20 protein-coding genes and 1 tRNA gene are annotated in these 22565 nt (G+C 59.1%); 9 read left to right on the forward strand and 12 right to left on the reverse strand.

The genetic code is table 11. The annotated features are described in order from the left end of the window. Nucleotides 1-3: 3 nt before the first annotated feature. Nucleotides 4-1128 (reverse strand): efflux RND transporter periplasmic adaptor subunit, encoded by a 1125-nt coding sequence (locus BMZ40_RS05060; RefSeq protein ID WP_092373031.1) that lies wholly within the window; start codon nt 1126-1128, stop codon nt 4-6. Nucleotides 1129-1392: 264 nt separating this feature from the next. Between BMZ40_RS05060 and BMZ40_RS05065 the strand changes: the two genes are divergently transcribed. The 6 genes from BMZ40_RS05065 (at nt 1393) to BMZ40_RS05085 (ending at nt 6178) form a co-directional block, all read left to right on the forward strand. Further along, nucleotides 1393-1911, forward strand: a complete 519-nt coding sequence (locus BMZ40_RS05065; RefSeq protein WP_092373032.1) for a lipocalin family protein — start codon at nt 1393-1395, stop codon at nt 1909-1911. 181 nt (nt 1912-2092) lie between these two features. Continuing rightward, nucleotides 2093-3631, forward strand: a complete 1539-nt coding sequence (locus BMZ40_RS05070; RefSeq protein WP_092373033.1) for a PAS domain-containing protein — start codon at nt 2093-2095, stop codon at nt 3629-3631. 39 nt (nt 3632-3670) lie between these two features. Further along, on the forward strand, nt 3671-5101 hold the full coding sequence (locus tag BMZ40_RS05075; protein ID WP_092373034.1) for a phospholipase D-like domain-containing protein: 1431 nt from the start codon (nt 3671-3673) through the stop codon (nt 5099-5101). A 140-nt stretch (nt 5102-5241) separates the two neighbouring features. Then, nucleotides 5242-5460 carry a hypothetical protein gene (locus BMZ40_RS05080; RefSeq protein ID WP_092373035.1) on the forward strand — a complete coding sequence of 73 codons (219 nt, stop codon included), beginning with the start codon at nt 5242-5244 and terminating at the stop codon, nt 5458-5460. Nucleotides 5461-5490: 30 nt separating this feature from the next. Next, the gene (locus tag BMZ40_RS19490) at nt 5491-5661 is read left to right on the forward strand and encodes a hypothetical protein (RefSeq protein WP_177193026.1); all 171 of its coding nucleotides are present in this window, start codon (nt 5491-5493) and stop codon (nt 5659-5661) included. Between the two features lie 199 nt (nt 5662-5860). Then, the gene (locus BMZ40_RS05085; protein WP_092373036.1) at nt 5861-6178 is read left to right on the forward strand and encodes a TusE/DsrC/DsvC family sulfur relay protein; all 318 of its coding nucleotides are present in this window, start codon (nt 5861-5863) and stop codon (nt 6176-6178) included. Nucleotides 6179-6254: 76 nt separating this feature from the next. Here BMZ40_RS05085 and malQ read toward each other — a convergent pair whose 3' ends face one another. From malQ to BMZ40_RS05115, 7 genes are all read right to left on the reverse strand, one after another. Beyond that, nucleotides 6255-7763 carry a 4-alpha-glucanotransferase gene (gene malQ, locus BMZ40_RS05090; protein WP_092373037.1) on the reverse strand — a complete coding sequence of 503 codons (1509 nt, stop codon included), beginning with the start codon at nt 7761-7763 and terminating at the stop codon, nt 6255-6257. Further along, nucleotides 7760-9661: a 1,4-alpha-glucan branching protein GlgB gene (glgB, locus tag BMZ40_RS05095; protein ID WP_092373038.1), complete on the reverse strand. Its 1902-nt coding sequence runs from the start codon at nt 9659-9661 to the stop codon at nt 7760-7762. Before glgB ends, malQ begins: the two co-directional genes overlap by 4 nt. Before the next feature lie 129 nt (nt 9662-9790). Further along, nucleotides 9791-9934 (reverse strand): hypothetical protein, encoded by a 144-nt coding sequence (locus tag BMZ40_RS19495; RefSeq protein ID WP_167364135.1) that lies wholly within the window; start codon nt 9932-9934, stop codon nt 9791-9793. Between the two features lie 131 nt (nt 9935-10065). Further along, nucleotides 10066-11148: an aminofutalosine synthase MqnE gene (mqnE, locus tag BMZ40_RS05100; RefSeq protein ID WP_092373039.1), complete on the reverse strand. Its 1083-nt coding sequence runs from the start codon at nt 11146-11148 to the stop codon at nt 10066-10068. A 92-nt stretch (nt 11149-11240) separates the two neighbouring features. Then, entirely contained in the window at nt 11241-13022 is a 1782-nt protein-coding gene (locus BMZ40_RS05105) for a 30S ribosomal protein S1 (RefSeq protein ID WP_092373040.1), read from the reverse strand. 159 nt (nt 13023-13181) lie between these two features. Next, a complete protein-coding gene (rimO, locus tag BMZ40_RS05110; RefSeq protein WP_092373041.1) occupies nt 13182-14507 on the reverse strand; it encodes a 30S ribosomal protein S12 methylthiotransferase RimO in 1326 nt (441 codons plus the stop codon). Then, nucleotides 14504-15538 carry an elongator complex protein 3 gene (locus BMZ40_RS05115; protein ID WP_092373042.1) on the reverse strand — a complete coding sequence of 345 codons (1035 nt, stop codon included), beginning with the start codon at nt 15536-15538 and terminating at the stop codon, nt 14504-14506. Before BMZ40_RS05115 ends, rimO begins: the two co-directional genes overlap by 4 nt. A 179-nt stretch (nt 15539-15717) precedes the next feature. Between BMZ40_RS05115 and BMZ40_RS05120 the strand changes: the two genes are divergently transcribed. Continuing rightward, complete coding sequence (locus BMZ40_RS05120; RefSeq protein WP_092190258.1) at nt 15718-16011, forward strand: integration host factor subunit alpha; 294 nt, start codon at nt 15718-15720, stop codon at nt 16009-16011. Here BMZ40_RS05120 and BMZ40_RS05125 read toward each other — a convergent pair. Together BMZ40_RS05125 and BMZ40_RS05130 are read right to left on the reverse strand one after the other, a co-directional pair. Next, the gene (locus BMZ40_RS05125) at nt 15998-16771 is read right to left on the reverse strand and encodes a septal ring lytic transglycosylase RlpA family protein (protein WP_092373043.1); all 774 of its coding nucleotides are present in this window, start codon (nt 16769-16771) and stop codon (nt 15998-16000) included. The two genes, BMZ40_RS05120 and BMZ40_RS05125, sit on opposite strands and share 14 nt — an antisense overlap. After that, the gene (locus BMZ40_RS05130) at nt 16768-17376 is read right to left on the reverse strand and encodes a hypothetical protein (protein ID WP_143075539.1); all 609 of its coding nucleotides are present in this window, start codon (nt 17374-17376) and stop codon (nt 16768-16770) included. Before BMZ40_RS05130 ends, BMZ40_RS05125 begins: the two co-directional genes overlap by 4 nt. Nucleotides 17377-17482: 106 nt before the next feature. Here BMZ40_RS05130 and BMZ40_RS05135 point away from each other — a divergent pair, with 106 nt between their 5' ends. After that, complete coding sequence (locus BMZ40_RS05135) at nt 17483-19204, forward strand: aldehyde ferredoxin oxidoreductase C-terminal domain-containing protein (protein ID WP_092373045.1); 1722 nt, start codon at nt 17483-17485, stop codon at nt 19202-19204. A gap of 166 nt (nt 19205-19370) precedes the next feature. Here BMZ40_RS05135 and BMZ40_RS05140 read toward each other — a convergent pair whose 3' ends face one another. Continuing rightward, nucleotides 19371-21188 carry a chloride channel protein gene (locus tag BMZ40_RS05140; RefSeq protein ID WP_092373046.1) on the reverse strand — a complete coding sequence of 606 codons (1818 nt, stop codon included), beginning with the start codon at nt 21186-21188 and terminating at the stop codon, nt 19371-19373. A gap of 9 nt (nt 21189-21197) precedes the next feature. Further along, nucleotides 21198-22142, reverse strand: coding sequence for a bifunctional riboflavin kinase/FAD synthetase (locus tag BMZ40_RS05145; protein ID WP_092373047.1), 945 nt, complete (start codon nt 22140-22142; stop codon nt 21198-21200). A gap of 202 nt (nt 22143-22344) precedes the next feature. On the opposite strand from BMZ40_RS05145, the gene BMZ40_RS05150 reads away from it, so the two are divergent. Next, nucleotides 22345-22431 (forward strand) — tRNA-Leu (locus BMZ40_RS05150). Nucleotides 22432-22565 lie beyond the last annotated feature (134 nt).

Genomic DNA, 22565 nt, shown 5'->3' on the forward strand with positions numbered 1-22565 from the left:
GCATCAGGAATTTTCCGGTGTGGGGGATATGTTGAATTCCGGGGCCAGAGAGTTGTCCACGACCACGGACTGCCCATTGCGATACTTGAAGACGCCGGTGCTGACCACGGTCTGACCCGGCGCAAGCCCCCGGGCCACGGCTACGAAATCCCCGCGCCGCTCGCCCAGGGTCACGAACTGCTGCCTGAGAACAAGACCTTCCGTGCCGTTCCCCTGCGCCGGTTCGACGATGAAAACCGAGTCACTGTACGCGGCATAGAGCACAGCCGTGGCCGGAATCAGGACCAGTTCCCGCTTCTCCGGCAGGACCACGGCCACATTGACGAACATGCCCGGCCGCAGAATCTCCTCGGAATTGGCCAGTTCGGCCTGCATTCGCACCGTGCGCGTGGCGCTGTCGGCCAGCGGTTCCACGGCCGAGAGCCGCCCTTCGATGGTTTGTCCCGGAAGGGCATCGCTGGTCACACGCACCGTGGCCCCGGGCAGGACCGCCCCGACCTGCTGCTGCGGCAGGGCAAATTCGACGTGCACCCGGTCCAGGTGTTGCAAGGAGACAATGACGTCCGAGTCCCCGAGATTCTGCCCCAGGTTGATCTGGCGAATACCAAGGGCTCCCTGAAAAGGCGCACGGATGGTCTTTTTGGCGATGACGGCCCTTAGCGCATCCATCTGGGCCAGAATCTGACGGTGCTCGGCCAGGGCCGCGTCATATTCGGACTTGGCCGTGGAGCGTTGGGCCACCAAAGACTCGATGCGTCGCAGGTTGAGACGGGCCAGATTTTCCGTGGCCTCCAGAGCCCGCAACCGGGCCGCCTCCTCGGAAATGTCGAGCTGTACGAGCACATCCCCAGCTTTGACCCGGTCCCCGGACTCGAAATCGATGCGCACGACCTTGCCCGGAATCTCGGCGGTCATGGTCACGCCTTGCACGGCGGTGACGGAACCCACGGCGGTGAAAACCGTGTCCCAAAGGGCGGAACTGGCGTTCACGGAGGAAACCACGGCCGGAGGCATGAAGAACGATTCTCCCTGGGCGATCATGGCCCTGATCTGCATGGCCTTGATTCCGGCAAGGACACCGGCCACGACGGCCACAAGCAAGATGGCGATGAATATTTTTTTGATCATGACATTCCGGGGCTTGAGTTGATGCGACCCGCCCAGTGCGGCTAATACTGGCACTTACATTCAATCCCACTCATCGTAAAGAACCCACCCACTCAGTGTTGCATCTTCGTACAGGTTGAACGCAATTTGTTTAAAAAAAATACGAACGACTGCGTATCCAAAATGCACGTCACAATTGACATCACCCCCAATGCCGGGGGAAGTTCTCCACGTTGGTAAAAAGATTTTCGCCTTTTCGTTCAAAATACGGCCCCTGGAGGAAACATGAAGACACTCGTCGCGATTCTCGCCCTGCTACTTGGCGGATGCGTAGGCATGCCGGACACAGTGCGCCCCGTCGGAAATTTCCAGCTGGAGCGTTACCTTGGCACCTGGTATGAGATCGCGCGTCTGGATCACTCCTTCGAGCGGGGTCTGAGCCGCGTGAGCGCCGAATACAGCCTGCGTGAGGATGGCGGGGTTCGGGTCGTCAATCGAGGCTACAACACCTTGACTGGAAAATGGGAACAAGCCGAAGGAAAGGCGTTTTTCGTCGAGAACCCGCAAACGGGATTCCTCAAGGTCTCCTTTTTCGGACCATTCTACGGCGCCTACGTGATCTTTGAACTTGATCACGAAGGCTACAGCCACGCCGTGGTCAGCGGGCCGGACACATCCTATCTATGGATACTGGCCAGGGAGAAGCGTCTGGATGACGCGCTCAGGCGCGAACTCGTGGCCAAGGCCGCCGCACGCGGCTTCGACACGAGCGCCCTGATCTTCGTCGAGCACGAGCATGATTGAAGTGCGTGTTCCGCACCCCGTTCGTCAGCGGCCGCCAGCGCCTGCGGCCAAACCCGATGAAATCCCCACAAACCGGGGGTTGGCAAAAAATTGCTGGCCCTGCTCGGGTCAAAATGCATATTGAGAGAGGAACGACGGCAACCGAAAACGATGAATCCGTCGGGAATCAGGAGCACGGGGCATGAACGGATCTTGTTTCGAAGAAGCGAATTTGCTGAATGTCTGCCTGGACAGCATCGACTACCAGGGCATTGTCAGACACATCAACGACGGTGTGCTCATCCTGCGTGAAGGCAACATCGTCTTCACCAACGGCGCGTTTTGCGAAATCGTCGGCACCGATCTGGAAGGGCTTCTGGGCAAGCCGTTTGCCGACTTTGTCATTCCCGAAGACCAGAATCGCGTTCTTCGGCACTGCGTTGACAAGCTCTACACCTCCGACCTCTCGGACCGGATCGAGTTTTCCATCTCACGGCCCGGCGAGGACGCCATCGTGGAGATGAAGCTGACCGTGGTCGATTGCGGAGGCGCGCCAGCCATTCTGGCTGCCATCACGAACATCACCGAGCGCCGCAAGACCCGCATCGAGCTTCAGCGCGTGAAAGACAGGCTGGAAAGCATCCTGCACGCCCTGAATGACGTGGTCGTTTCCATTTCTCCCACGGATCATTCCATCCTGGCCATCAACCCTGCCGCCGAAGCCCTCTACGGCATCCCCAGACGCGCCTTCAACGCCGGACAAATGCAGCTCATGCATTTCGTTCATCCCGAGGATCGGGAGGCGGTGAGCAAGTACTACCGGGCCCTGGTGGACGACGAATTCGGGGAAATGCAGTACCGCATCATCAGCAGCAACGGACGCATCAAATGGGTGCACGACGAAGGACAGCTGGTCTATTGCACCACCAGGTCCATGCGCCGCCTCGACCACGTCATCCGCGACATCACCGAGCAAAAGGAGGCCCTGGACGCCCTGACGCGCAGCGAGGAAAAATACCGCGACTTTTTCCAGAGCACCAAGGATATGGCCTACTCCATGACCCCGGACGGCACCTTCATCGACATCAACGACGCCGGCATCCAGATGCTGGGCTTCTCCAGTCGCGAGGAGGCCCTTAGTTCCAACCTCAGGGATTTTTACGAGAATCTATCCGAACGCGCCGACCTGCTGGCCCAGATCAACGAAGAGGGTTTTGTCACGGACAAGCACATCCGATTCCGCCTCAAGGACGGAAGATCCATCGAGGTAGCCATCACCGCCCGGGCCAAGAACGATGACTCCGGATACCTGCTCTACTACGAAGGCATCGCGCACAACATCACCCAGGCCATGGAAGACCAGCGCAACCGGGTGCTCAGAAATGCCGCCGGAGGCATGTGCCACTATTTGAACACACACCTCATGCACATCGTCAACGCCAAGGACGGCATCCGGGAAGAGATCGAAACCCTGGACGAAACCGCAAACGCCCTGCCCGAAAATACCAGGGCAACATGGGCAGCCGCCTCGTCTTCCCTGCACGCCTATTGCGAAGGGCTCGACCTTGCCTACCGCAAGATCACGGCCGTGACCAAGGCCTTCAACTCCGCCTTCCTGACCTACAAGGAGGAATCCTATCTGGACAAGGCCATCCTCGACATCTTCAATTCCTGCCTGGGAGACCCGCTGGAATGCAGCAGGCAAGCTCTCCCGGACAGAAAAAAGGATGAGCATGAATGACACACGCGGCTTTTCCACTCTACCCTTGGTGAGTGAGGCATGCACGTCCTGAACTGGCTCGGCCTGCTGCTCCTGGCCGCCCTGGCACTGGGCGCTGCCGGTCACGCCCTGCTGCGCAAAAGCGACTCCCGTTCGGCTCTGGGCTGGGTCGGCGTCTGTCTGACCTTTCCTCTGGCCGGCCCCATTCTGTACATCCTCTTCGGCGTGAACCGGGTCCGACGCAGCGCCTCGCGCATGCGCAAAGAGGTCGACGCCCTGGCCGCCAACGTTCCCCCGGCCGTCCCTTCGTACCCGAGCGCGGCCATCAATCCCACAGTTTTGCACCACGCGTTCCAGCGCCTGGAGCGCGTCGGGCACAACATCCTCGGCACGGCACTGGTCGGGGGCAACTGCGTCGAGCCCCTGTTCAACGGCGACGAGGCCTATCCCGTCATGCTGCGGGCCATGGAAGACGCCAGGCACAGCATCTACCTGACCACCTACATTCTCGACACCGACAACCTCGGCCTCAAATTCATCGACGCCCTGGCCCGGGCCGTGCATCGTGGGGTGGACGTGCGGGTGCTCGTCGATGGCGTGGGCGAGAAGTACTCATGGCCCCGGGCCTCCCGGATGCTCGCGAAGAAAGACGTGCCAAACGCCCTCTTCATCCCGCCTCGCCTTTTCCCGCCCGACCTGCACTTCAATCTGCGCAATCACCGCAAGGTCCTGGTCGTCGACGGTTGCCTTGGCTTCACGGGCGGCATGAACATAAGCCAGAAGCATGTGCTTGGCGCCAATCCGCCCTGGCCGGTCAAGGATCTGCATTTCATCGTGCACGGTCCGGTCGCGAACCTTTTGCAGGACACCTTTGTCGATGACTGGTTTTTCGCGACCAAGGAACGCATCCATCCGCCCGTCCTCTTCACGGAACCGACGGGTGACTGCCTGTGCCGCACCGTTGTCGACGGACCCAATTTCGAAGAAGATCATCTGAAGACACTGCTGACCGGGATCATCTCCGCCGCGACGACGAGCATCAGGATCATGACGCCCTACTTCCTTCCCCCGCGCACGTTCCTGAGCGCCCTGATGTCGGCCCGCTACCGCGGGGTCACGGTCGAGATCCTGCTGCCGGGCCGCAACAACATCCCCTTTGTGCACTGGGCTTGCAGCCACATCCTCGACGAACTGCTACGCGCCGGGATCAGCATCGCCTTCCAGCCCGCGCCCTTCAATCACACCAAGCTCATGCTCGTGGACGGTTGCTACGTGCACCTTGGCTCAGCCAACCTGGACAGCCGCAGCCTGCGGCTCAATTTCGAACTGACCCTGGAAGTCCTGGACCAGCACCTGGCCATCCAGTTGACGCGGCATTTCGACACCATCATGGCCAGGAGTCGCCCGATAACCCGACAGGAACTTGCCGGACGTTCCCTGCCCGTACGTCTGAGGGACGCCTTTTTCTGGCTCTTTTCGCCTTATCTTTAGCCCGCTTCGCGCAGAGCCGGACGAATTCTTTGCCACACGGCTTTCCGAAACTTACCGGATTTGACTTTGACGCGCACGCCGCGAGTACTTATGAGTCATTCATTCCCGATACAGATTCACCATCCTAAAGGAGAAACTCCGTGACCAAGGAATTCACCGTATCCGCCACCTGCCCCGAGTGCGGACATCGCACCGAGGCGCATCACACGAAAGAGGCCATGCAGGAAGCGTTCGGAAATGATGCGACCTTGAAGATACTGTGCGCCCATTGTCAGGCCAGTTTTGAACAGCCCGTGGGCCTGGCCTGCGCGGAGTGGGACGAGTACTGTCATGAAATCCCCCTGCCCGCCGACGTCTAGGGCGTAAACTTCATAAACCACGGAAAAAACATGATTTTCGTCGTGACCAAATGCGCGAATTGTCCCTTACTCAGCTATGTGGAAGGTCAGCGGGTCTGCAATGTCGGGCCACCGAGCCAGCGTCCCATCCCAGAGGAAGACGAGCGCCCCACCTGGTGCAGAATGCGCAAGGAACAGATAATTATCCGGGATTTCAAGTAGCTCGTCGCCCGGACCGACTTTCGTCTTTCCTGTTGAAGTATAGTCCCCTATCTGCTAGAGAGGCCGGTAGTGTTGACTTGACGGGGAAGGATGCCGACTCTCATTGACAAAAATAGTCCTTCCCCATAGGGGGAGTCTTTGCAAACTCTTTTTCCGGAAGGAAAAATTTTGAGGAACAACATCTAAGGAGGAATTGAGCATGGCAATGATCGAATTTCAGGGTAAAAGTTTCGAAATCGACGAAGACGGTTTTCTGCTGAAGTTTGAAGACTGGGGTCCGGAATGGGCTGAATACGTCAAGGAGAGCGAAGGCATTTCCGAAATCACCGAAGCTCACCAGCAGATTCTCGACTTCCTGCAGGACTACTACAAGAAGAACGGTATTGCCCCCATGGTCCGTATTCTTTCCAAGTCCACCGGCTACAAGCTGAAGCAGATCTACGAACTTTTCCCCTCCGGCCCCGGCAAAGGCGCCTGCAAGATGGCCGGCCTGCCCAAGCCCACCGGCTGCGTTTAATTCAGCTGTTTTTCCAAAAAAAAGCCCTGCTCACGCAGGGTTTTTTTTATGCTTTTACCAGCCCTGCACACATGAATCAGCCTTCCGTGCGTCCATAAATCCGGGCCAGAAAAAGCATTCTTTCCGCCAGTCCCCTCGTGGTCATATCAGAACGCAACCGCCAGCCCCAGTTGCCACCCGCGACTCCCGGCATATTCATCCGACCGTCCGCGCCAAGGTTCAAATAATCCTGCATGGGAATGATGCAAAGGGAGGCCACGCTGCCGAGCGCCATTCGGATCATGACGTCGGCCGCGCTATCTGCGGACACATGCCGACCTGCATAATCGCAAAAACGCCTCCGCCCCTCCTCATCCAGCTCGTCCGAAAACCAGCCCCGAGAGGTGTTGTTGTCATGAGTTCCGGTATAAACCGCGCTTTGCACGGGTATGTTGTGCGGAATATAGGAGTTCTTTCCCATGTCCGCAGAAAAGGCGAATTGCAGAATCTTCATGCCGGGAAATTCGAACTCGCTCATGAGCGCGACCACGTCCTCGGTGATGACGCCCAGATCCTCGGCCAGAATGCACAAGCCCGGCACCCGCTCCTTCATGGCATTGAAGAACCGCGCTCCAGGCCCCGGAATCCAGAGTCCGTTCTCCGCCGTAGGCTCACAGGCCGGCACCTGCCAGAACCCGCAAAATCCGCGAAAATGATCGAGCCTGATCATGTCGAAGCGTTCGCTCTCGTGTCGCAGCCGCTCGGCCCACCATGAAAAACCGTCCTTTTCCTGAAAAGCCCAGTCATAGACGGGATTGCCCCACATCTGCCCGGTTTCGGAAAAATAATCCGGGGGCGCGCCGGCGCAGTAGATGGGCAGGCCTTCGCGGTCGAGTTCAAAAAGCTCCCTGTGTGCCCAGACGTCACTGCTGTCGAGACTGACGTAGATAGGCACGTCCCCGAGCAGGGATACCCCGCGCGTAGCCGCATAATCGCGCAGATTTTTCCAGTGCAGGCTGAAAAGATACTGAAAATAGCGTTCCCGCAAAATATCGTACCCAAGGCGCTCGCGGGCCTGCTCCAGTGCGTCAGGCTCCCGCAGACGCAGACCGCGCGGCCAGCTCAGCCACGGTACCCCTTTGTGCTCACGCTTCAGGGCCGCGAACAGGCAGTAGTCGTCAAGCCAGAAATCCGCCTTGCGGCAGAAGGCGTCAAAGCCCGAGTCCGCGCGCAAGCCGGGGAATGCATTGTCAAAGGCCTGCTCCAGAATCTTTTCCCGCCAGGCGGCAGCCGCCCCGTAGTCCACCCGGTCCAGGGGAAAATCGGGCAACGGCTCCACGTCCCGGGACCGGAGCACGCCCTGGCGCACCAAAAGCTCGGGGCTTATGAAAAGCGTGTTCCCGGCAAAGGCCGAGTAGCTGCTGTATGGGGAATTGCCCGCTCCGGCATTGATGGGCGCAAGAGGGAGCATCTGCCACACCTCCTGCCCGCCATCGGCCAGAAAATCGATGAATTCATGGGCGCGGGGACCAAAATCACCGACCCCGTGCCGGTTTGGCAGGGAAGAGACATGCAGCAGCACTCCGCATCTTCGCGCAAGATTCATGCGCCCCCCTCTACCGGCTCAAAAAAGAGCACGCTCAAGGGCGGAAGAATCAGGTTCACGGAGTAGGCAAAACCGTGCACGGGAATGGGCTCGGCCCGGACCTGTCCCATGTTGCCAGCCCCGCTGCCACCGTAGGCATGGCTGTCGGAGTTCAGGATCTCGCGCCAAGTGCCGCCCGTGTCCACGCCCACGGCATAGTTTTCGCGGGGCACCGGAGTAAAATTGCAGATCACCAAGACCGGCCGCCCCGCCTTGTCCCTGCGGAAGAAGCTCAGCACGCTCTGGTCGGAATCATGACAATTTTCCCAGACGAATCCCTCCGGGCTGAAATCAAGCTCATGCAGGGCCCTGCATTCCCGGTAAACCCGGTTCAGATCCCGGACCCAGGCGCGGATACCGTCATGAGCCGGAAAATTCAGCAGATCCCAATCCAGGGACAGGTCGTGGTTCCACTCTCGCCATTGTCCGAATTCAGCACCCATGAAGAGCAGCTTCTTGCCCGGCAGCCCGTACATGTAACCGAAAAGAGCCCGCACCCCGGCCATCTTCTGCCAGTAATCCCCCGGCATCTTCGACAGCAGCGACTTCTTTCCGTAGACCACCTCGTCGTGGGAGAGAGGCAGCACAAAGTTTTCGGCGTAGGCGTACCACAGGGCAAAGGTAAGCAGATTGTGGTGGAATTTGCGGAAAATCGGATCGAGCTCCATATAGGTCAAGGAATCGTTCATCCATCCCATGTTCCATTTAAGCCCAAACCCAAGCCCCCCCAGATAGACGGGCTTTGAAACCATGGGCCATGAGGTGGATTCCTCGGCGATGGTCTGCACATCGGGAAATTCCTCGTAGATGGCCTTGTTGAGCTCCTGCAGAAGCTCAATGGCGGCGAGATTCTCGCGCCCCCCGTAGCGGTTGGGCACCCATTCGCCATGTTGCCGCGCATAATCAAGATACAGCATGGATGCCACACCATCGACGCGCAGTCCGTCGAGGTGAAACTCGCGAATCCAGTACATGGCGTTGCAGATGAGAAATCCGGCCACCTCGTAGCGACCGTAATTGAAAATGGCGCTCTTCCATTCAGGGTGAAAACCCTGACGCGGGTCAGCGTGCTCGAACAGGGCCGTCCCGTCAAAGTTGGCCAAGCCATGCACATCCGTGGGAAAATGTCCGGGGACCCAGTCCAGAATGACCCCGATTCCCTCGCGGTGCAGGACATCGACCAAGTAGCGGAAATCCTGCGGACAGCCGTAACGGCTGGAGGGCGCGAAATAGCCGGTGCTCTGGTATCCCCAGGAACCGTAAAAAGGATGCTCCGCCACGGGCATGATCTCCACGTGGGTGAAGCCGGCATCCTTGACGTAGGCAGCCAGATCATGAGCCATTTGGCGATAGCCGAGAAAATTCCCGTGCTCGTCGCGCCGCCAGGATCCCAGATGCAGCTCGTAAATGGACCATGGACTGTCGAGGGCGTTGCGTCCGGAGCGGGTTTGCATCCAGTCCCCATCCTCCCAGACATAATTCAAGTCCCAGATGATGGAAGCCGTGGCTGGAGGCTCCTCACTCAAAAGGGCAAAGGGATCGGCCCGTTCCCCTTCACCACCAGGCCAGGAAAGATAGTATTTGTAGCGCTGCCCGTGTTTCGCCTTGGGCACGAAGCATTCCCACACTCCGGAGCTGTCCGCGCGCATGGTCATGGGCGCGGCGTTGCGGTCCCAGGCATTGAAATCCCCGATGACCGAGACAAACGCGGCGTTGGGTGCCCAGACCACGAAACGGGTTCCTGTTGATTCCGGCCCCAGGGACTCGGGGTGCGCTCCGAAATGTTCGTACAGACGGGTATGCCGCCCCTGTTTGAAGAGATAAATGTCGAGATCGCCGAGACTGTGCCTTGCGTCCATGAATAACCTCCGATGATTCTGACTGTCACGATAGGGAAGAGAGAGGTCTATTGGCAAGGCCGGATGAGGAATGGACATAAAAAAAGCGCGGACAGAGCCGCGCTTAAAAAATCCCGCAAGGAAGCCTTTCTAATGATGGCCTTCCTTCATGCCTTCCTTGATGCGGTAAATCGCAGCAATGACAATGGCCGCGAGATACGTGAAAATCCCGATGACCCCGATGAAGCCCTGCACCGTACTGTGCAGCATGTTCCCAAAAAGCTCACCCAGCATGACTCCCTCCTCGTAACGTGTCCCAGAAATTCGTATGTGGAACTTTTCACAACCATATCTTGACCAAAAAAGTCAAGGAAAAAGGCCCGATCCTGCTCTCGCCTGCTCTGCGGCGACAGCCGGACAGGGGCCTACAATTCGCGGAAGAACGTATCTCGCTGCACCGGGGTAAAACCCGTGGCGGAGATGGTTTCGACCAGCTCGGAGATGGTCATCCCCTTGGGCGAATCGGCGCCTGCCGCATGCCCGATCTTCTCTTCCACTATGGTGCCGTCGAAATCGTCGGCTCCGGCCCAGAGTGCCATCTGCGCGGCCTTGATGCCGGAAAACGCCCAGTAGGCCTTGATGTGCGGAATATTGTCCAGAAAGAGGCGCGCCACGGAAATGGTGCGCAGGTATTCCTCACCCGTGGGACCGGCGGCGCCCAGCGCGTTGTTGTGCGGCTGATAGGCCAGGGGAATGAAGACGATGAAGCCGGGCTTCTCGTCCTCGGCGACGCGCAGTCGTTCCATGTGGTGGATGCGGTCCTCCCAGGACTCGATATGCCCGAAAAGCATGGTGGAATTGGTCTTCATGCCCATGTCGTGAGCGAGGCCGTGAATATGCAGCCAGCGATCGGCGGTGACTTTTTCCGGGCACAGCTGCTCACGCATGGCGGGAGAAAAGACCTCGGCGCCGCCGCCGGGCAGGGCGTCCAGGCCCACGGCCTTCATCTCGCGGAGCACCGTTGCCTCGTCCGTGCCCAAAGTGTCGGCGAAGTGAGCCACCTCCACGGCGGTGAAGGCCTTGACCACGGCCTGGGGCCGCACTTCCTTGCACAGGGCCAAAAGGTCGAGGTAGTACTGATAGGGCAGATCCGGATTCAGGCCGCCCGTGATGTGAATCTCGCGGATGGGTTCGTGGATGCGGTCCATGAGGCGCTTTCTGGCCTCTTCCAGCGAGTAAGTGTACCCCCCTTCCTCCCCGGCCTTCTTGAAGAATGCGCAGAAGCGGCACTGATTGCGGCACACGTTGGTATAGTTGAGATGCTGGTTGTAGACGTAGTAGGCCTTGTCGCCGTGCCGCGCCCGACGCTGCTTGAGGGCCGCCTCGCCCAACTCGTGCACCGAGGCCTCGCGTGCAATTTTCAGGGCGAATTCCGGATCGATGCGCTCTCCGGCTTTCAACGTGGCCAGCCGCTTTTTGGCGGAACTGTCGAGTCTGCTTTCAATCATCTTCATGGTCCTTTAAAAAAAAGCGAGGCCGCACCCTTTACGGATGCAGCCTCGCGTCATGCTTGGATAACGGGCACGAAGCTGCCGTCAGGCTATTCTTCTTCGGTCCCGACTTCGGTCTCGGCTTCGGGCTCGGAGCCGTTTTCGGCATTCTCTTCCATCTTCTGACGGATCATGTCGCCGAGGTTGCTGCCGGTCATGGAACCGCTCTGGGTGGTGCGGAATTCACCGGCGCCACCACTGCGCTTACGCTCGGGCTCCTGCGCCTTGAGCGAAAGACCCAGGCGGCGCTCATCGGCGCTGACATGGATGACCTTGGCCTCGATGGAGTCACCTTCGTTGAAGGCTTCCTTGGGGCTCTTGATCTTCTTCTTGCTCATCTCGCTGACGTGAACCAGACCTTCGATGCCTTCCTCGACCTCAACAAACAGACCGAAATCCGTGATGTTGGTGATGGTGCCGGTCAGCATGGTGCCCACGGGGTAGCGGTTGGGCACGTCCAGCCACGGATCGTCGGCCAGCTGCTTGATGCCCAGGGTGAACTTCTCGTTCTCCTTGTCCACGGTCAGAACCTTGGCGCGGACAACGTCGCCCACCTTGTAGAGCTCGTTGGGGTGACGGATCTTCTTGGTCCAGGACAGGTCGGACACGTGGATCAGACCGTCGATGCCGTCCTCGATGCCGATGAACAGACCGAATTCGGTGATGTTCTTGACGCTGGCTTCAAGGATGGTGCCCTCTGGGTACTTCTCGGCCACCAGATCCCAAGGATTGGGGGCGACCTGCTTCATGCCAAGGGAGATGCGCTTGCGGTCCACGTCGACGCCAAGGATGATGACATCCACTTCGTCGCCGGGACGGACCATCTGGGAGGGGTGACGCAGCTTGCGGGTCCAGGACATCTCGGAGATGTGCACCAGGCCTTCGACGCCGGCTTCCAGTTCCACGAACGCACCGTAGTCGACCAAGTTGGTGACCTTGCCGGTGAGCTTGTGGCCCTCGGGGTACTTCTCGGAGATGTTGGCCCAAGGATCCATAACCAGCTGCTTGAGGCCCAGGGAAACCTTCTTTTCGTCCTTGTCGAAGGACAGAACCTTCAAGGTCAGCTCGTCGCCCAGCTGGACCATTTCCTTGGGATGCTTGATGCGCTTCCAGGACATGTCGGTGATGTGCAGCAGACCGTCGAGGCCGCCGAGGTCGATGAACACACCGTATTCGGTGATGTTCTTGACCACGCCGCTAACGGACTGGCCCTCTTCGAGGGTGGTCAGCAATTCGCCGCGCTTGCGGTCGCGATCTTCTTCAAGAAGCACACGACGGGAAACAATAACGTTGCTGCGGCGGCGATTGATCTTCAGCACGCGAAATTCGAAATCCTGGTTGACCAGGGCATCCATGTCCGGAACCGGACGAAGATCGACGTGGGAGCCGGGCAGGAAGGCCTCGATCCCCTTGATTTCTACAACATAGCCGCCCTTGATGCGGCGCACGATGCGGCCGACCACGACATCGCCGGAGTCGAGCAACTTTTCCAGTTCGTCCAGGACCTGCATGCGCTTGGCTTTTTCCCTGGACAGGACAATGGAGCCTTCACGCTCATTTTTACGGACAACATATACGTCGACTGTGTCGCCAACTTTGACGGTCACCTGGCCGTTTTCCATGAACTCATCGAGCGGAATCTGACCTTCGGACTTGAAATTGACATCCACGAGAATGTAGCTGTCATCAATCTTCACGACCTCGCCCGAAACGATCACTCCCTCTTCGATATCACCGAAATCGGAGTTGAGATAGTTCTCGAGTTGAGACTCAAAATCCATCTCCATGTCGAAATCGTTCATGGACTCTGGCGTGGTTTGAGTGTTGTTCATATGTTTACCCCCTAACAAAATAAATTTGGGCAGTCCTAGCAGAGTGAATCTACCTTGACAACCAGAATAATCTCCGGAAAAATATCCAATTCATGTATATAATACATTGAGATCAAAAATCATTTTGGCGCAAAACGCACTTCATACCTCTTTCGGCGCCTACGCCAGGGCCACCAGATCGTATGTCTTGACCTCCTCGATCACGGCCCGGACCATCTTGCCGGGCCCGACCATATCGCCGCTGACATAGGTGATCCCGTCCACCTCCGGGGCCTGAAACCAGACCCGGCCCTCGTAAAGCCCGGGCCACTCCTCATGAGCCCGGTCCACCAGCACGTCAAGCTCCTGCCCCTCGAATCCGGCAAGCAGATCCTCGCTGATTTCGGCCTGCATCTGCATGATGAGATCCCGGCGCTCCTCCTTGACCTCCTCAGGCAACTGATCCGGCAGGAGCGCAGCCTCGGACCCGTCCTCAGCGTAGTAGGGGAAGACCCCCAGATGCATGAACCTCGCCTCGCGCACAAAAGATTCAAGCGCCCGAAAACGCTCCTCGGTCTCTCCGGGATAGCCGACGATGAAGGTCGTGCGCAGCGCCGCCTCGGGGAAAAATTCACGGACCTGCTCCACGACGGCCCTGGGATCGCGCTGGAAAGGACGTCCCATGGAGGCCAGGATGTCCGGGTGGGCGTGCTGCAGCGGGATGTCGAAATAAGGAATGAAGGGCTTGCCAAGCTCGGACAGAAAACGCAGCAGGTCGCCGTCAAGCCCGGCCGGGTACAGATACATGAGGCGCATCCATTCAAGCCCGTTCAGAGGCGCAAGCTTTTCAAGCAGGCCACGCAATGCCTTTTGCCCCCGATCCCGGCCGTAGGCGGTCACATCCTGGGCAATGAGCACCAGTTCCTTGCGGCCCTGATCCAGGCAGCGCCGCGCATCGTCGAGAATCCGCGCCTCGTCCCGGCTGACCAGCGGACCGCGGATGGAGGGGATGGTGCAGAAGCGGCACCGATTGTCGCACCCTTCGGCGATCTTCAGGTAGGCAAAGCTCGGCGGCGTGGTCAAAAGACGCGCCGCCGAAAACCCACCAAGAGCTGACTCAAGCCCCGGACGCACGTTTTCCCGCAGCGCGGCAAGCTCCTGCAACCGCTGACCAAGCTCTCCCTGACGGCCAATTTCCAAGAAAAGGTCAACTTCCGGCAATTCTCCGCGCAGGTCCTGACCGTAACGGGACACTAGGCAACCCGTGACCACGAGGCTGGGCCGGGGATCAAGGTCGGCCAGATGCCGCGCCATGTCGAGAATGACCTGAAGGGATTCGCTGACCGCGGGCTCGATGAAGCCGCAGGTGTTGATCAGCACCACGTCCGCGCCATCGGGTTCGGCGATGTTGACAAACGACGAGCCGAACCCGCCCAGCATCCATTCCGTGTCCACCCGATTCTTCGGACAGCCCAGACTTATAGTATGTATACGCACTTGTTTCATTGTTCCTCCAATTCCAGGGCAATGTCCGGCTCGGACCAGAAATTCACGTTTTCCCTCACGATGCCAAGCCGGGCCAACGCCTCGGCATTGACCCGGCCATGCCCCCAAAGTTCGCCGCCTAAACGTAAGGGCAGAAAAATTTTTGTCACCCGTCCGGTCCGACCGGCGAGCCTCTCCTCCAGAAAAAGCCTCAAGGCCAGGGAGCGCGCCATGTTGCCGAAGGCCGGATGCCAGGGGCCTGCCAGCAGGCGTTCGAGCAGCCCCGGTTCTCCGGCGAGGCCCAGACGGATGACCCGCACTCCCGCCTTCCAGAAATCAAGCAGGGCCCGGCCACTCTCGTTAACGGCGGTCTCAAGCGACCAGGGCGCGTATTCGCCGCGAAGGTACATGTCCGCAAGGCCAGTGCCCCGCACCACCACGCACGGATAGATGCGCACCACGTCCGGGCCCAGGGCCAGGGTCCTGCGCACGTCCTCCCGCCACAAGGCCGCATCATGTCCGGGCAGCCCCGGCAGAAGCTGGATGCCAAGCTCAAGGCCGGCCTCCCGGACCATGGCACAGGCCCTTTCGGCCACGGCCCCGTCATAACCCCGCCCGCTCGCTTCCAGCACGGGAGAGGAGAAGGTCTGCACGCCAAGCTCGATCATGGACACGCCGTGCTCGCGCAACCGCCCGAGGGATTGAAGGTCCACGCGATCGGGGCGCGTGGAGACGCGCAAATGGACCAGCCCGCCCGGCCCCGCGAAGCGCGCCGCAAGCTCCAGAAAACGTTCCTGCCAGGCAAGATCAAGGCCCGTGAACGTCCCCCCAAAAAAGCCTAGCCCAAATGGCCCGCTCTCCAGGGACAGACGTTCGTGCAGGGCATCCAGGGCGTCTTCAAGCCGAAGGCCCCCGAGCCCTGTCTGGGCATGCTGATCGCAGAAAACGCAACGGCTGGGACAGCCGGCGAAGGGCAAAAAAACCGGAAGAAGCCTGAGTCTCTTTTGCGACGGTTCAGGATGGGAAAAATGATGCCTCGAAATTTTTGTCATATTTGCCAAAAAGAAAAAAAAACAAGCTGTTAGGCTTGAAAAAAAAATCTACGTTGGATATTGCACATTCAAGAATAGCCATTTCAAGCGGCAACTTACGACCATTCTTCCAAAAATCGTCTTTATTTCAGGAAGATAGACATATCGTCATCCGGGAAGTTCCCGGACCAGGAGGACTGATGAGCAACAATACGCTGACGAAAGCAGAAATTGTCGACAACATTTACGAAAAGTCGGAGCGCAATCGTGCCGAGGTCAAGGCGCAGGTTGAAACCATGCTCGACATCATGAAGGAAGCGGTCAAGAAAGACCACTCCCTTCTCATCAGCGGGTTCGGCAAGTTCGAAGCCTACGAAAAAGACGCGCGCAAGGGCCGCAACCCCCAGACCAGCGAATCCATAATCCTGTCCGAGCGCAAGGTTGTGGTCTTCCGAATTTCGCGCAAGCTACGAGCCGAGCTCAATCCGCAATAATAAAGCACCCCGGGCTTTCTTTGGTCAAGCGCAGCCGCATCGACTCCGCTTCGCCAAGGCTGGAGAAAGCCCCGACCTGCACCCGCCAGAACGTAGTGCCGTGCAACTCGCCTTTGGCGATCCTGGTGCCCGCAAAACCCCGGGAAACAAGACGCGATCTGAGTCTGCGCGCATTTTCCTCGACCACGAACGCCCCATATTGCACATAGAACGGTCCCACATACTGAATGCGCTGCCCGGCAATGGTTTGCAAACTGACCCGCGCCGTCCCCGGGCCGACAACTCCCAGAACGCTCGCCGCCGCATATGACAGATCGATGATGCGATTGCCTACGAACGGGCCGCGGTCGTTAACCCGCACCTCGGTCGTGCGCCCGTTGTCCAGGTTCCTGACCACCAGGCGCGTGTGCATGGGCAGAATGCGATGCGCGGCCGTCATCTGATACATGTCGTAGCGCTCGCCGTTAGCCGTCTTCTTACCGTGAAAATCCGAGCCATACCAGGAGGCGATCCCCGTTTCGGAGTATCCTTCGGCGGAACCCAGCGGATAATAGGTCTGTCCGAGCACGGTGTAGGGCTTGTATGTTCCTCCCTTGCCGGCAGGCGCGGGAGGGGCCTTCTTCGATGGGGCCGGGGGAATGCTGATTCCGGGAACATACTTCGAACCGCATCCGCTCAGGCCTGCGCACAAAAGCGCGATGGCCAGCAACGCGGCCAGCCATCCGCAACCACCACGTCCCCGGAACATGTCCGGGATCATGCAGCGTTCATCCTTACCACAAGGGTAATGTCCTCGCACGCTCCGGCCAGAATCTCTCGCACCTCGGAGGGACTCGCGGAAGATCCGTTCCACTCGCAATCACACTCTTGCAGATCGATCTGCTGATCGTCCACGTATTGCAACACGGCCTGCGGGGAGACGACAACCCCGCGCTTCAGGACCGGCTTGAAGCAATCCAGCGCCACGAAATTGAACATCTTGACCACGGCCACTCCGCCCTTGCTTTTCTCATCGTCATGGCGACTGACCAGATCGGGGCGAAAGGCCCGGATGGGACTCGACCGGCGCAAGGCTATGCCGCACAGGCCCGGCATGGTCCCGCTCATGCCCAATTCGTCGCCGTCGCCGACAAACTCCTCCCGCCATTCGTCAACGGGTGCGTTGTTTAAAAAGAGTCCAGGAACGCTGTTGGTCGCATAGTGCAAATCCATTCCGAGGATTTCGGTCATGAAATCGCGCACACTGACCGCCTGCTCCAGAAAAACACCCACCCCGCGCCTGAGCAAGCCGTGCCAGATTTTGGCTGAAGTTTCCGGGATGGTCAGAACCAATTGATTTGACGCCGCACAAGTTATGCCTTCCATGACATAAACCCCCTTTTTTCTTGACTTTCCATGAAGACTGTCTGCTAACATGCTCTTAAAAGCAAGTTCAACACGCGCAACCGCGCTCAACCTTCAAGGAGTCTTCATGAAAATCCTACGAATCAATACCAGAACCAAAAGCTTCAAGTTTGAAGAACTCGGCGAGTTAGCCGGTCTTGGAGGTCGTGCCCTGACCTCAAGAGTGGTCAATAAGGAAGTCCCGGCAAACTGTCACCCGCTTTCCGCCGAAAACAAGCTGATTTTCGCGGCAGGCGTGCTTGCCCCGACCAATGCCGCCAACTCCGGCCGCATCTCCGTCGGCGCAAAGTCGCCCCTGACCGGCGGCATCAAGGAGAGCAATTCCGGCGGACAGTTCGCGCACACCCTGCCCAAGCTGGACCTCTTGGCCGTCATCCTCGAAGACAAGCCCGAGGCTGGTTCCCCCATGCAGGAGATCTTCATCTCTGCGGACAAGGTCGTTTTCAAGGATTCCACCGTGACCGGCATGCGCAACTACGCCGCCCAGGAAAAACTCCTGGCCGCATACGGCGACAAGGCCGTGACCGCCCTGGTTGGACCTGCCGGCGAGCAGTGCCTGTGCGCTTCCACCATTCAGTTCTCCGATCCCGAAGGTCTGCCTTCCCGTTCTGCCGGTCGCGGTGGTCTGGGCGCGGTCATGGGTTCCAAGGGCGTCAAGGCCATCATCCTTGACGGCGACGCCAACGCCAAAACCGTCTACGGCAACGAGGAACTGTTCAAGGAAGCCCGCAAGGAATGGGTCGACGTGCTGCGCAATCATCCCGTCACCAGCCAGGGCCTGCCCGGATTCGGCACCGCCGTTCTGGTCAACGTCATCAATGAGGCCGGTGCCCTGCCGACCAAGAACTTCCGCATGGGCAAGTTCGACGGCGCAGAGAAGATCTCCGGCGAGACCCTGGCCGCCAACATCGAGAAGCGCGGCGGTAAGGTCAAGCACGGCTGCCACACCGGCTGCGTGATCCAGTGCTCGCAGGTTTACCACGGCGCGGACGGCAAGTACCTGACCACCGGCTTCGAGTACGAGACCATCTGGGGCTTCGGCGCCAACCTGCTGATCGACAACCTTGACGACATCGCCGCCATGGACCGCACCTGCGACGAAGTGGGCGTGGACACCATCGAGATGGCCAACACCATGGCCATGGCCATGGAAGGCGGCACGCTCGCCTGGGGCGACAGCAAGGGCGTTCTGGCCGAACTGAACAAGGTCGGCACGAGTGATCCGCTGGGCCGCATCTACGGCAACGGCACTTCCTACACGGCCAAGGCTTTCGGCGTAGACCGCATCCCCGTGGTCAAGAACCAGGCCCTGCCCGCCTATGACCCGCGCGCGGTCAAGGGCGTCGGCGTGACCTACGCCACGACCCCCATGGGCGCTGACCACACCGCCGGCTACGGCGTATGCCAGAACGTGCTGAAAGTCGGCGGCGACGTCGACGGTCACAAGAAGGAAGGCAACATCGAGATCTCCAAGAACCTTCAGATCGCCACTGCGGCCGTCGACTCGCTGGGCCTGTGCCTGTTCGTGGCCTTTGCGATTCTTGACGACGCACGCGGCGTGCCCTGCATGGCCAAGCTGATCTCCGGCCTGACCGGCAAGGAGATGAGCGTCGACGAGATGATCGGTATCGGCGTGAACTGCCTCAAGGACGAACTGGACTTCAACAAGCGCGCCGGCTTCACCGACGAAGACGACCAGCTGCCCCGCTTCTTCCGCGAAGAACTCCTCGCTCCGCACAATGTGGGCTGGGGTTACTCCACCGAGGAACTGCAGGCTGCCAAGGTCTAGGTTTCCGGCCCGTCACCGGACTGCTTGAAAAAAAAGAATCCCCGCTTTTGAAGTGGGGATTCTTTTTTGGCCCGTGCAAACCAGGCAGACCATCCAAAACCGCACGCCCGTGCCCGCACAAACACAGGCTCGTGCCGCCGTCGCTCCGCGTCCGGCGGGGCAAGGGTCAGGTCAGTTCCTTCATGGTCCTCAAGGTCTTGGCATAGGCCGTGAATACGTCTTCCCTGGCCAGCATGCCGAGCACCTTGGTGGGATTCTCGCTGTCCACCACGGGCAGCTGGGGCAGATCCGATTCCACGAATTTGAGCAGGGCCGTGTACAGGTCCTCGTCAGGCCGCAACACGACGACCTTTCGGGCCACATCGCCGGCCACGAGCAATTCGCACAAGGTATCCTCGAACAGGACCTTGCGCAGATCCTGCACCGCAAGCATCCCGGTTATCCTGTCATCCGCGCCGCGCACCGGAAAACACAATTCGTTGGAATTGACGATGATGTCGGTCAGGGCGCCGAAATGCGTCCCTTCCTCCACGATGGTCACCCGGCTCGGCTTGTAGTGCGCCTCGACCTTTTCCCGTTCAAGAATGTTGATGGTCGCGTCGCCGACATGGGCCGGGGACTCGAACTTGTTGTCGACCTGATTTTCATACAGGGACACGTTCCGCCCCAGAACCAGCGCGATGGCCGTGGCCAGCATCAGCGGAGCGAGCAGGCCGTAGCCCTGGGTCAGCTCGCAGACCATGACCAGCGGGCCGATGGGCGCATTGGCCACACCGGAAAAAAAGGCCGCCATGCCCACCAGAACATAGCCCCCCGGCTCGACCACCACGGAAGGAAACAGGCGCTGGGCCAAGGTGCCGACCACGCCGCCGCTCATGCCGCCAACAAAGAGGGCCGGGGCGAACATGCCGCCGCTCATGCCCGAACCAAGAACCACGGATGTGGCCAGCGTCTTGCCCACGATCATCCCGGCCATCATGGTCACGGACAGCTTGCCGAGCATGGCCAGCTCCAGCCAGCCCTGCCCGCCGCCCAGCAGCTCCGGGAACTGGTAGCCTATACTGGCCATGCCCAATCCGCCCAAGGCCACTGCCGGTACAAATCCGAACCGATCGGTCAGGGGCCAGAACACCTTGAACTTGATGAAGCGAAAGGTGCGTACGTAAAACCAACCCGTGGCCGCGCAAACCAGCCCCAGGATTGCGTAGACGGGAAGCTCGCGGATGTCGGAAAATTCGAACTTGGGAATCCCGAAAATGGGCTCGGACCCGAAAACCAGGGTGAAGAGGGAGTACGAAACCACGGAGGAGATAATGGAAGGGAGCAGCGCCTCGGCCTCGAAGTCCTCTCGGTAGATGACCTCGACAGCAGTGAGCGCACCGCCCAGGGGAGCGCGAAAAATTGCGCCAAGGCCTCCGGCCGCCCCCGCCAGAAGCAGGATGCGCCGCTCCTTGGCCGAGAGACGCAGCTTGCCGGCCAGCCAGGAACCGCATCCGGCCCCGAGCAGGGAGATGGGCCCTTCGCGTCCGGCGCTGCCTCCGGCGGCGATGGTCAGGATGGACGTACCCACCTTCATGGCCGGCACGGAAGGCGTGATGTGCCCTTCCTGATGATGAAAGGCCTTGATCATGGTGTCGGTCCCGTCCGTGCCGCCGTGACGGGTCTGGGGCACGAAGCGCCGCAGGAGGTAGCCCGTGAAAAGGCCAATCACGCCCAGAAAGACAAAGAGCAGCCAGGGCCGAAAAGCTCCTGCCTCGCCTGAAAACAGATTCTCCCCCGCCGGCACCGGCAGGCTGAAACCGGCCCAGGTCGTAAGCAGCAGATGCTGCAACCATTCGATAGCGACATAGAAGAGCACGGCCCCGAGGCCCGTCATGGCCCCGACCACGATTCCGAGCGCCAACCACTTGAAACTCAGTACGGAATGGTAGCTGTGAGCCAGCTCCATGGGAATCTTGAACAAAGACCTGAAAAACGCGCGCATGTATCCGCCTCAGACCAGCCTGGCTTCGGGCAGGACCAGGATGGTCCGGGCCAGGGTGATGTCCTTGCCGATCTGCGCCTTGAGTTCATCGAGCCCGGAAAACTTGCGTTCACCCCGCAGGCGCTGCACGAAATGCACCTTCAGTGCGCGTCCGTACAGGTCCTCGTTCAAATCCATGATATGCACCTCGACGGAAAGCACATCATTGCCGAAGGTCGGGTTGTAACCGATGTTGGCCACGGCCTGATGAAGCTCTCCATCCAGTTCGGCCCAGCAACAGTACACGCCCGTCTTGGGAAAAAGCTCATCGACAAGATGCATGTTGGCGGTGGGAAAACCAAGCAGACGCCCGCCACGGTTCTGTCCGTGAACCACGGTTCCGGACACGCGGTAGAATCGTCCCAGGAGGGGTTTGGCTGCCCAGACGTCCCCGGCCTCGACCAGATCGCGGATGCGCGTTGAACTGACAATGGCCTGATCGACCATCACGGGCTCAAGCTGCTCGACGCCGAAGCCCCACTGCTGCCCAAGCCGAGTGAGCAGGGAGTAATTGCCGCCCCGGCCCTTGCCGAACGCGTAGTCATAACCGATGACCAATTCCCTGACATGCAGGCCTTCAACCAAAATGCGGCGCACGAAATCCTCGGGGCTCATGCTCGCCAGTTCCTGGTTGAATTCAAGACAGAGCAGATGATCTATGCCCAGGGCACGGATGAGTTCGGACCGTTGTTCATAAAGTGTAATGAAAGGCGGGGTTTTCTTTCCCGTAAAAAAACGCAGGGGATGGGGCTCGAAGGTGATGACCACCGACGGCAGGCCGAAACCGGCAGCCAGGTCCCGCACCCGGGCAATGAGACGCTGGTGTCCGATATGGACCCCGTCAAAATTGCCGATGGTGACGCAGGACCCTTTTTCCAGGCCGCTGATCTGATCCGGCCAAGTAACGCAATGCATGAAATTTTTTCCTCCAGGCAACAAGCTGGCTTGCCTCTATACCAAAAGAACCCAGGCTTCAACACAGGCACAGGCACGAGAAAAATGCTCTTGAGCCAACCCAAAACCCTGAAATCACGTATTAAAAAAAATTAATTAAAAAAAAGCCAACAAAACCCTTGCCAAACCCAAACCTCTCACATAAACACGCTTCTCACGTCACGCCGAAGTGGTGGAATTGGTAGACACGCTAGGTTCAGGGTCTAGTCGGGGTTCCCCGGTGGAGGTTCGAGTCCTCTCTTCGGCACCAGTAAGTCAAAGGGTTGCAGCAGAAATGTTGCAACCCTTTTTCTTTTGCTTTTTTCCAAGGAACGAGCCCAATAAATCCATTACAAAAAGCAAACGATCTTCTCGTTTGTCCACAGCGGATTCGATGAAGACAGT

This window comes from Desulfomicrobium apsheronum, assembly GCF_900114115.1.
GTDB classification, from domain to species: domain Bacteria; phylum Desulfobacterota; class Desulfovibrionia; order Desulfovibrionales; family Desulfomicrobiaceae; genus Desulfomicrobium; species Desulfomicrobium apsheronum.

Excerpts from the sequence above, each read along its gene's own strand:
- BMZ40_RS05060 (WP_092373031.1), bottom strand. The coding sequence starts at position 1,128 with ATGATCAAAAAAATATTCATCGCCATCTTGCTTGTGGCCGTCGTGGCC.
- BMZ40_RS05065 (WP_092373032.1), top strand. The coding sequence starts at position 1,393 with ATGAAGACACTCGTCGCGATTCTCGCCCTGCTACTTGGCGGATGCGTA.
- BMZ40_RS05070 (WP_092373033.1), top strand. The coding sequence starts at position 2,093 with ATGAACGGATCTTGTTTCGAAGAAGCGAATTTGCTGAATGTCTGCCTG.
- BMZ40_RS05075 (WP_092373034.1), top strand. The coding sequence starts at position 3,671 with ATGCACGTCCTGAACTGGCTCGGCCTGCTGCTCCTGGCCGCCCTGGCA.
- BMZ40_RS19490 (WP_177193026.1), top strand. The coding sequence starts at position 5,491 with ATGATTTTCGTCGTGACCAAATGCGCGAATTGTCCCTTACTCAGCTAT.
- BMZ40_RS05085 (WP_092373036.1), top strand. The coding sequence starts at position 5,861 with ATGGCAATGATCGAATTTCAGGGTAAAAGTTTCGAAATCGACGAAGAC.
- malQ (WP_092373037.1), bottom strand. The coding sequence starts at position 7,763 with ATGAATCTTGCGCGAAGATGCGGAGTGCTGCTGCATGTCTCTTCCCTG.
- glgB (WP_092373038.1), bottom strand. The coding sequence starts at position 9,661 with ATGGACGCAAGGCACAGTCTCGGCGATCTCGACATTTATCTCTTCAAA.
- BMZ40_RS19495 (WP_167364135.1), bottom strand. The coding sequence starts at position 9,934 with ATGCTGGGTGAGCTTTTTGGGAACATGCTGCACAGTACGGTGCAGGGC.
- mqnE (WP_092373039.1), bottom strand. The coding sequence starts at position 11,148 with ATGATTGAAAGCAGACTCGACAGTTCCGCCAAAAAGCGGCTGGCCACG.
- BMZ40_RS05105 (WP_092373040.1), bottom strand. The coding sequence starts at position 13,022 with ATGAACAACACTCAAACCACGCCAGAGTCCATGAACGATTTCGACATG.
- rimO (WP_092373041.1), bottom strand. The coding sequence starts at position 14,507 with ATGAAACAAGTGCGTATACATACTATAAGTCTGGGCTGTCCGAAGAAT.
- BMZ40_RS05115 (WP_092373042.1), bottom strand. The coding sequence starts at position 15,538 with ATGACAAAAATTTCGAGGCATCATTTTTCCCATCCTGAACCGTCGCAA.
- BMZ40_RS05120 (WP_092190258.1), top strand. The coding sequence starts at position 15,718 with ATGAGCAACAATACGCTGACGAAAGCAGAAATTGTCGACAACATTTAC.
- BMZ40_RS05125 (WP_092373043.1), bottom strand. The coding sequence starts at position 16,771 with ATGATCCCGGACATGTTCCGGGGACGTGGTGGTTGCGGATGGCTGGCC.
- BMZ40_RS05130 (WP_143075539.1), bottom strand. The coding sequence starts at position 17,376 with ATGGAAGGCATAACTTGTGCGGCGTCAAATCAATTGGTTCTGACCATC.
- BMZ40_RS05135 (WP_092373045.1), top strand. The coding sequence starts at position 17,483 with ATGAAAATCCTACGAATCAATACCAGAACCAAAAGCTTCAAGTTTGAA.
- BMZ40_RS05140 (WP_092373046.1), bottom strand. The coding sequence starts at position 21,188 with ATGCGCGCGTTTTTCAGGTCTTTGTTCAAGATTCCCATGGAGCTGGCT.
- BMZ40_RS05145 (WP_092373047.1), bottom strand. The coding sequence starts at position 22,142 with ATGCATTGCGTTACTTGGCCGGATCAGATCAGCGGCCTGGAAAAAGGG.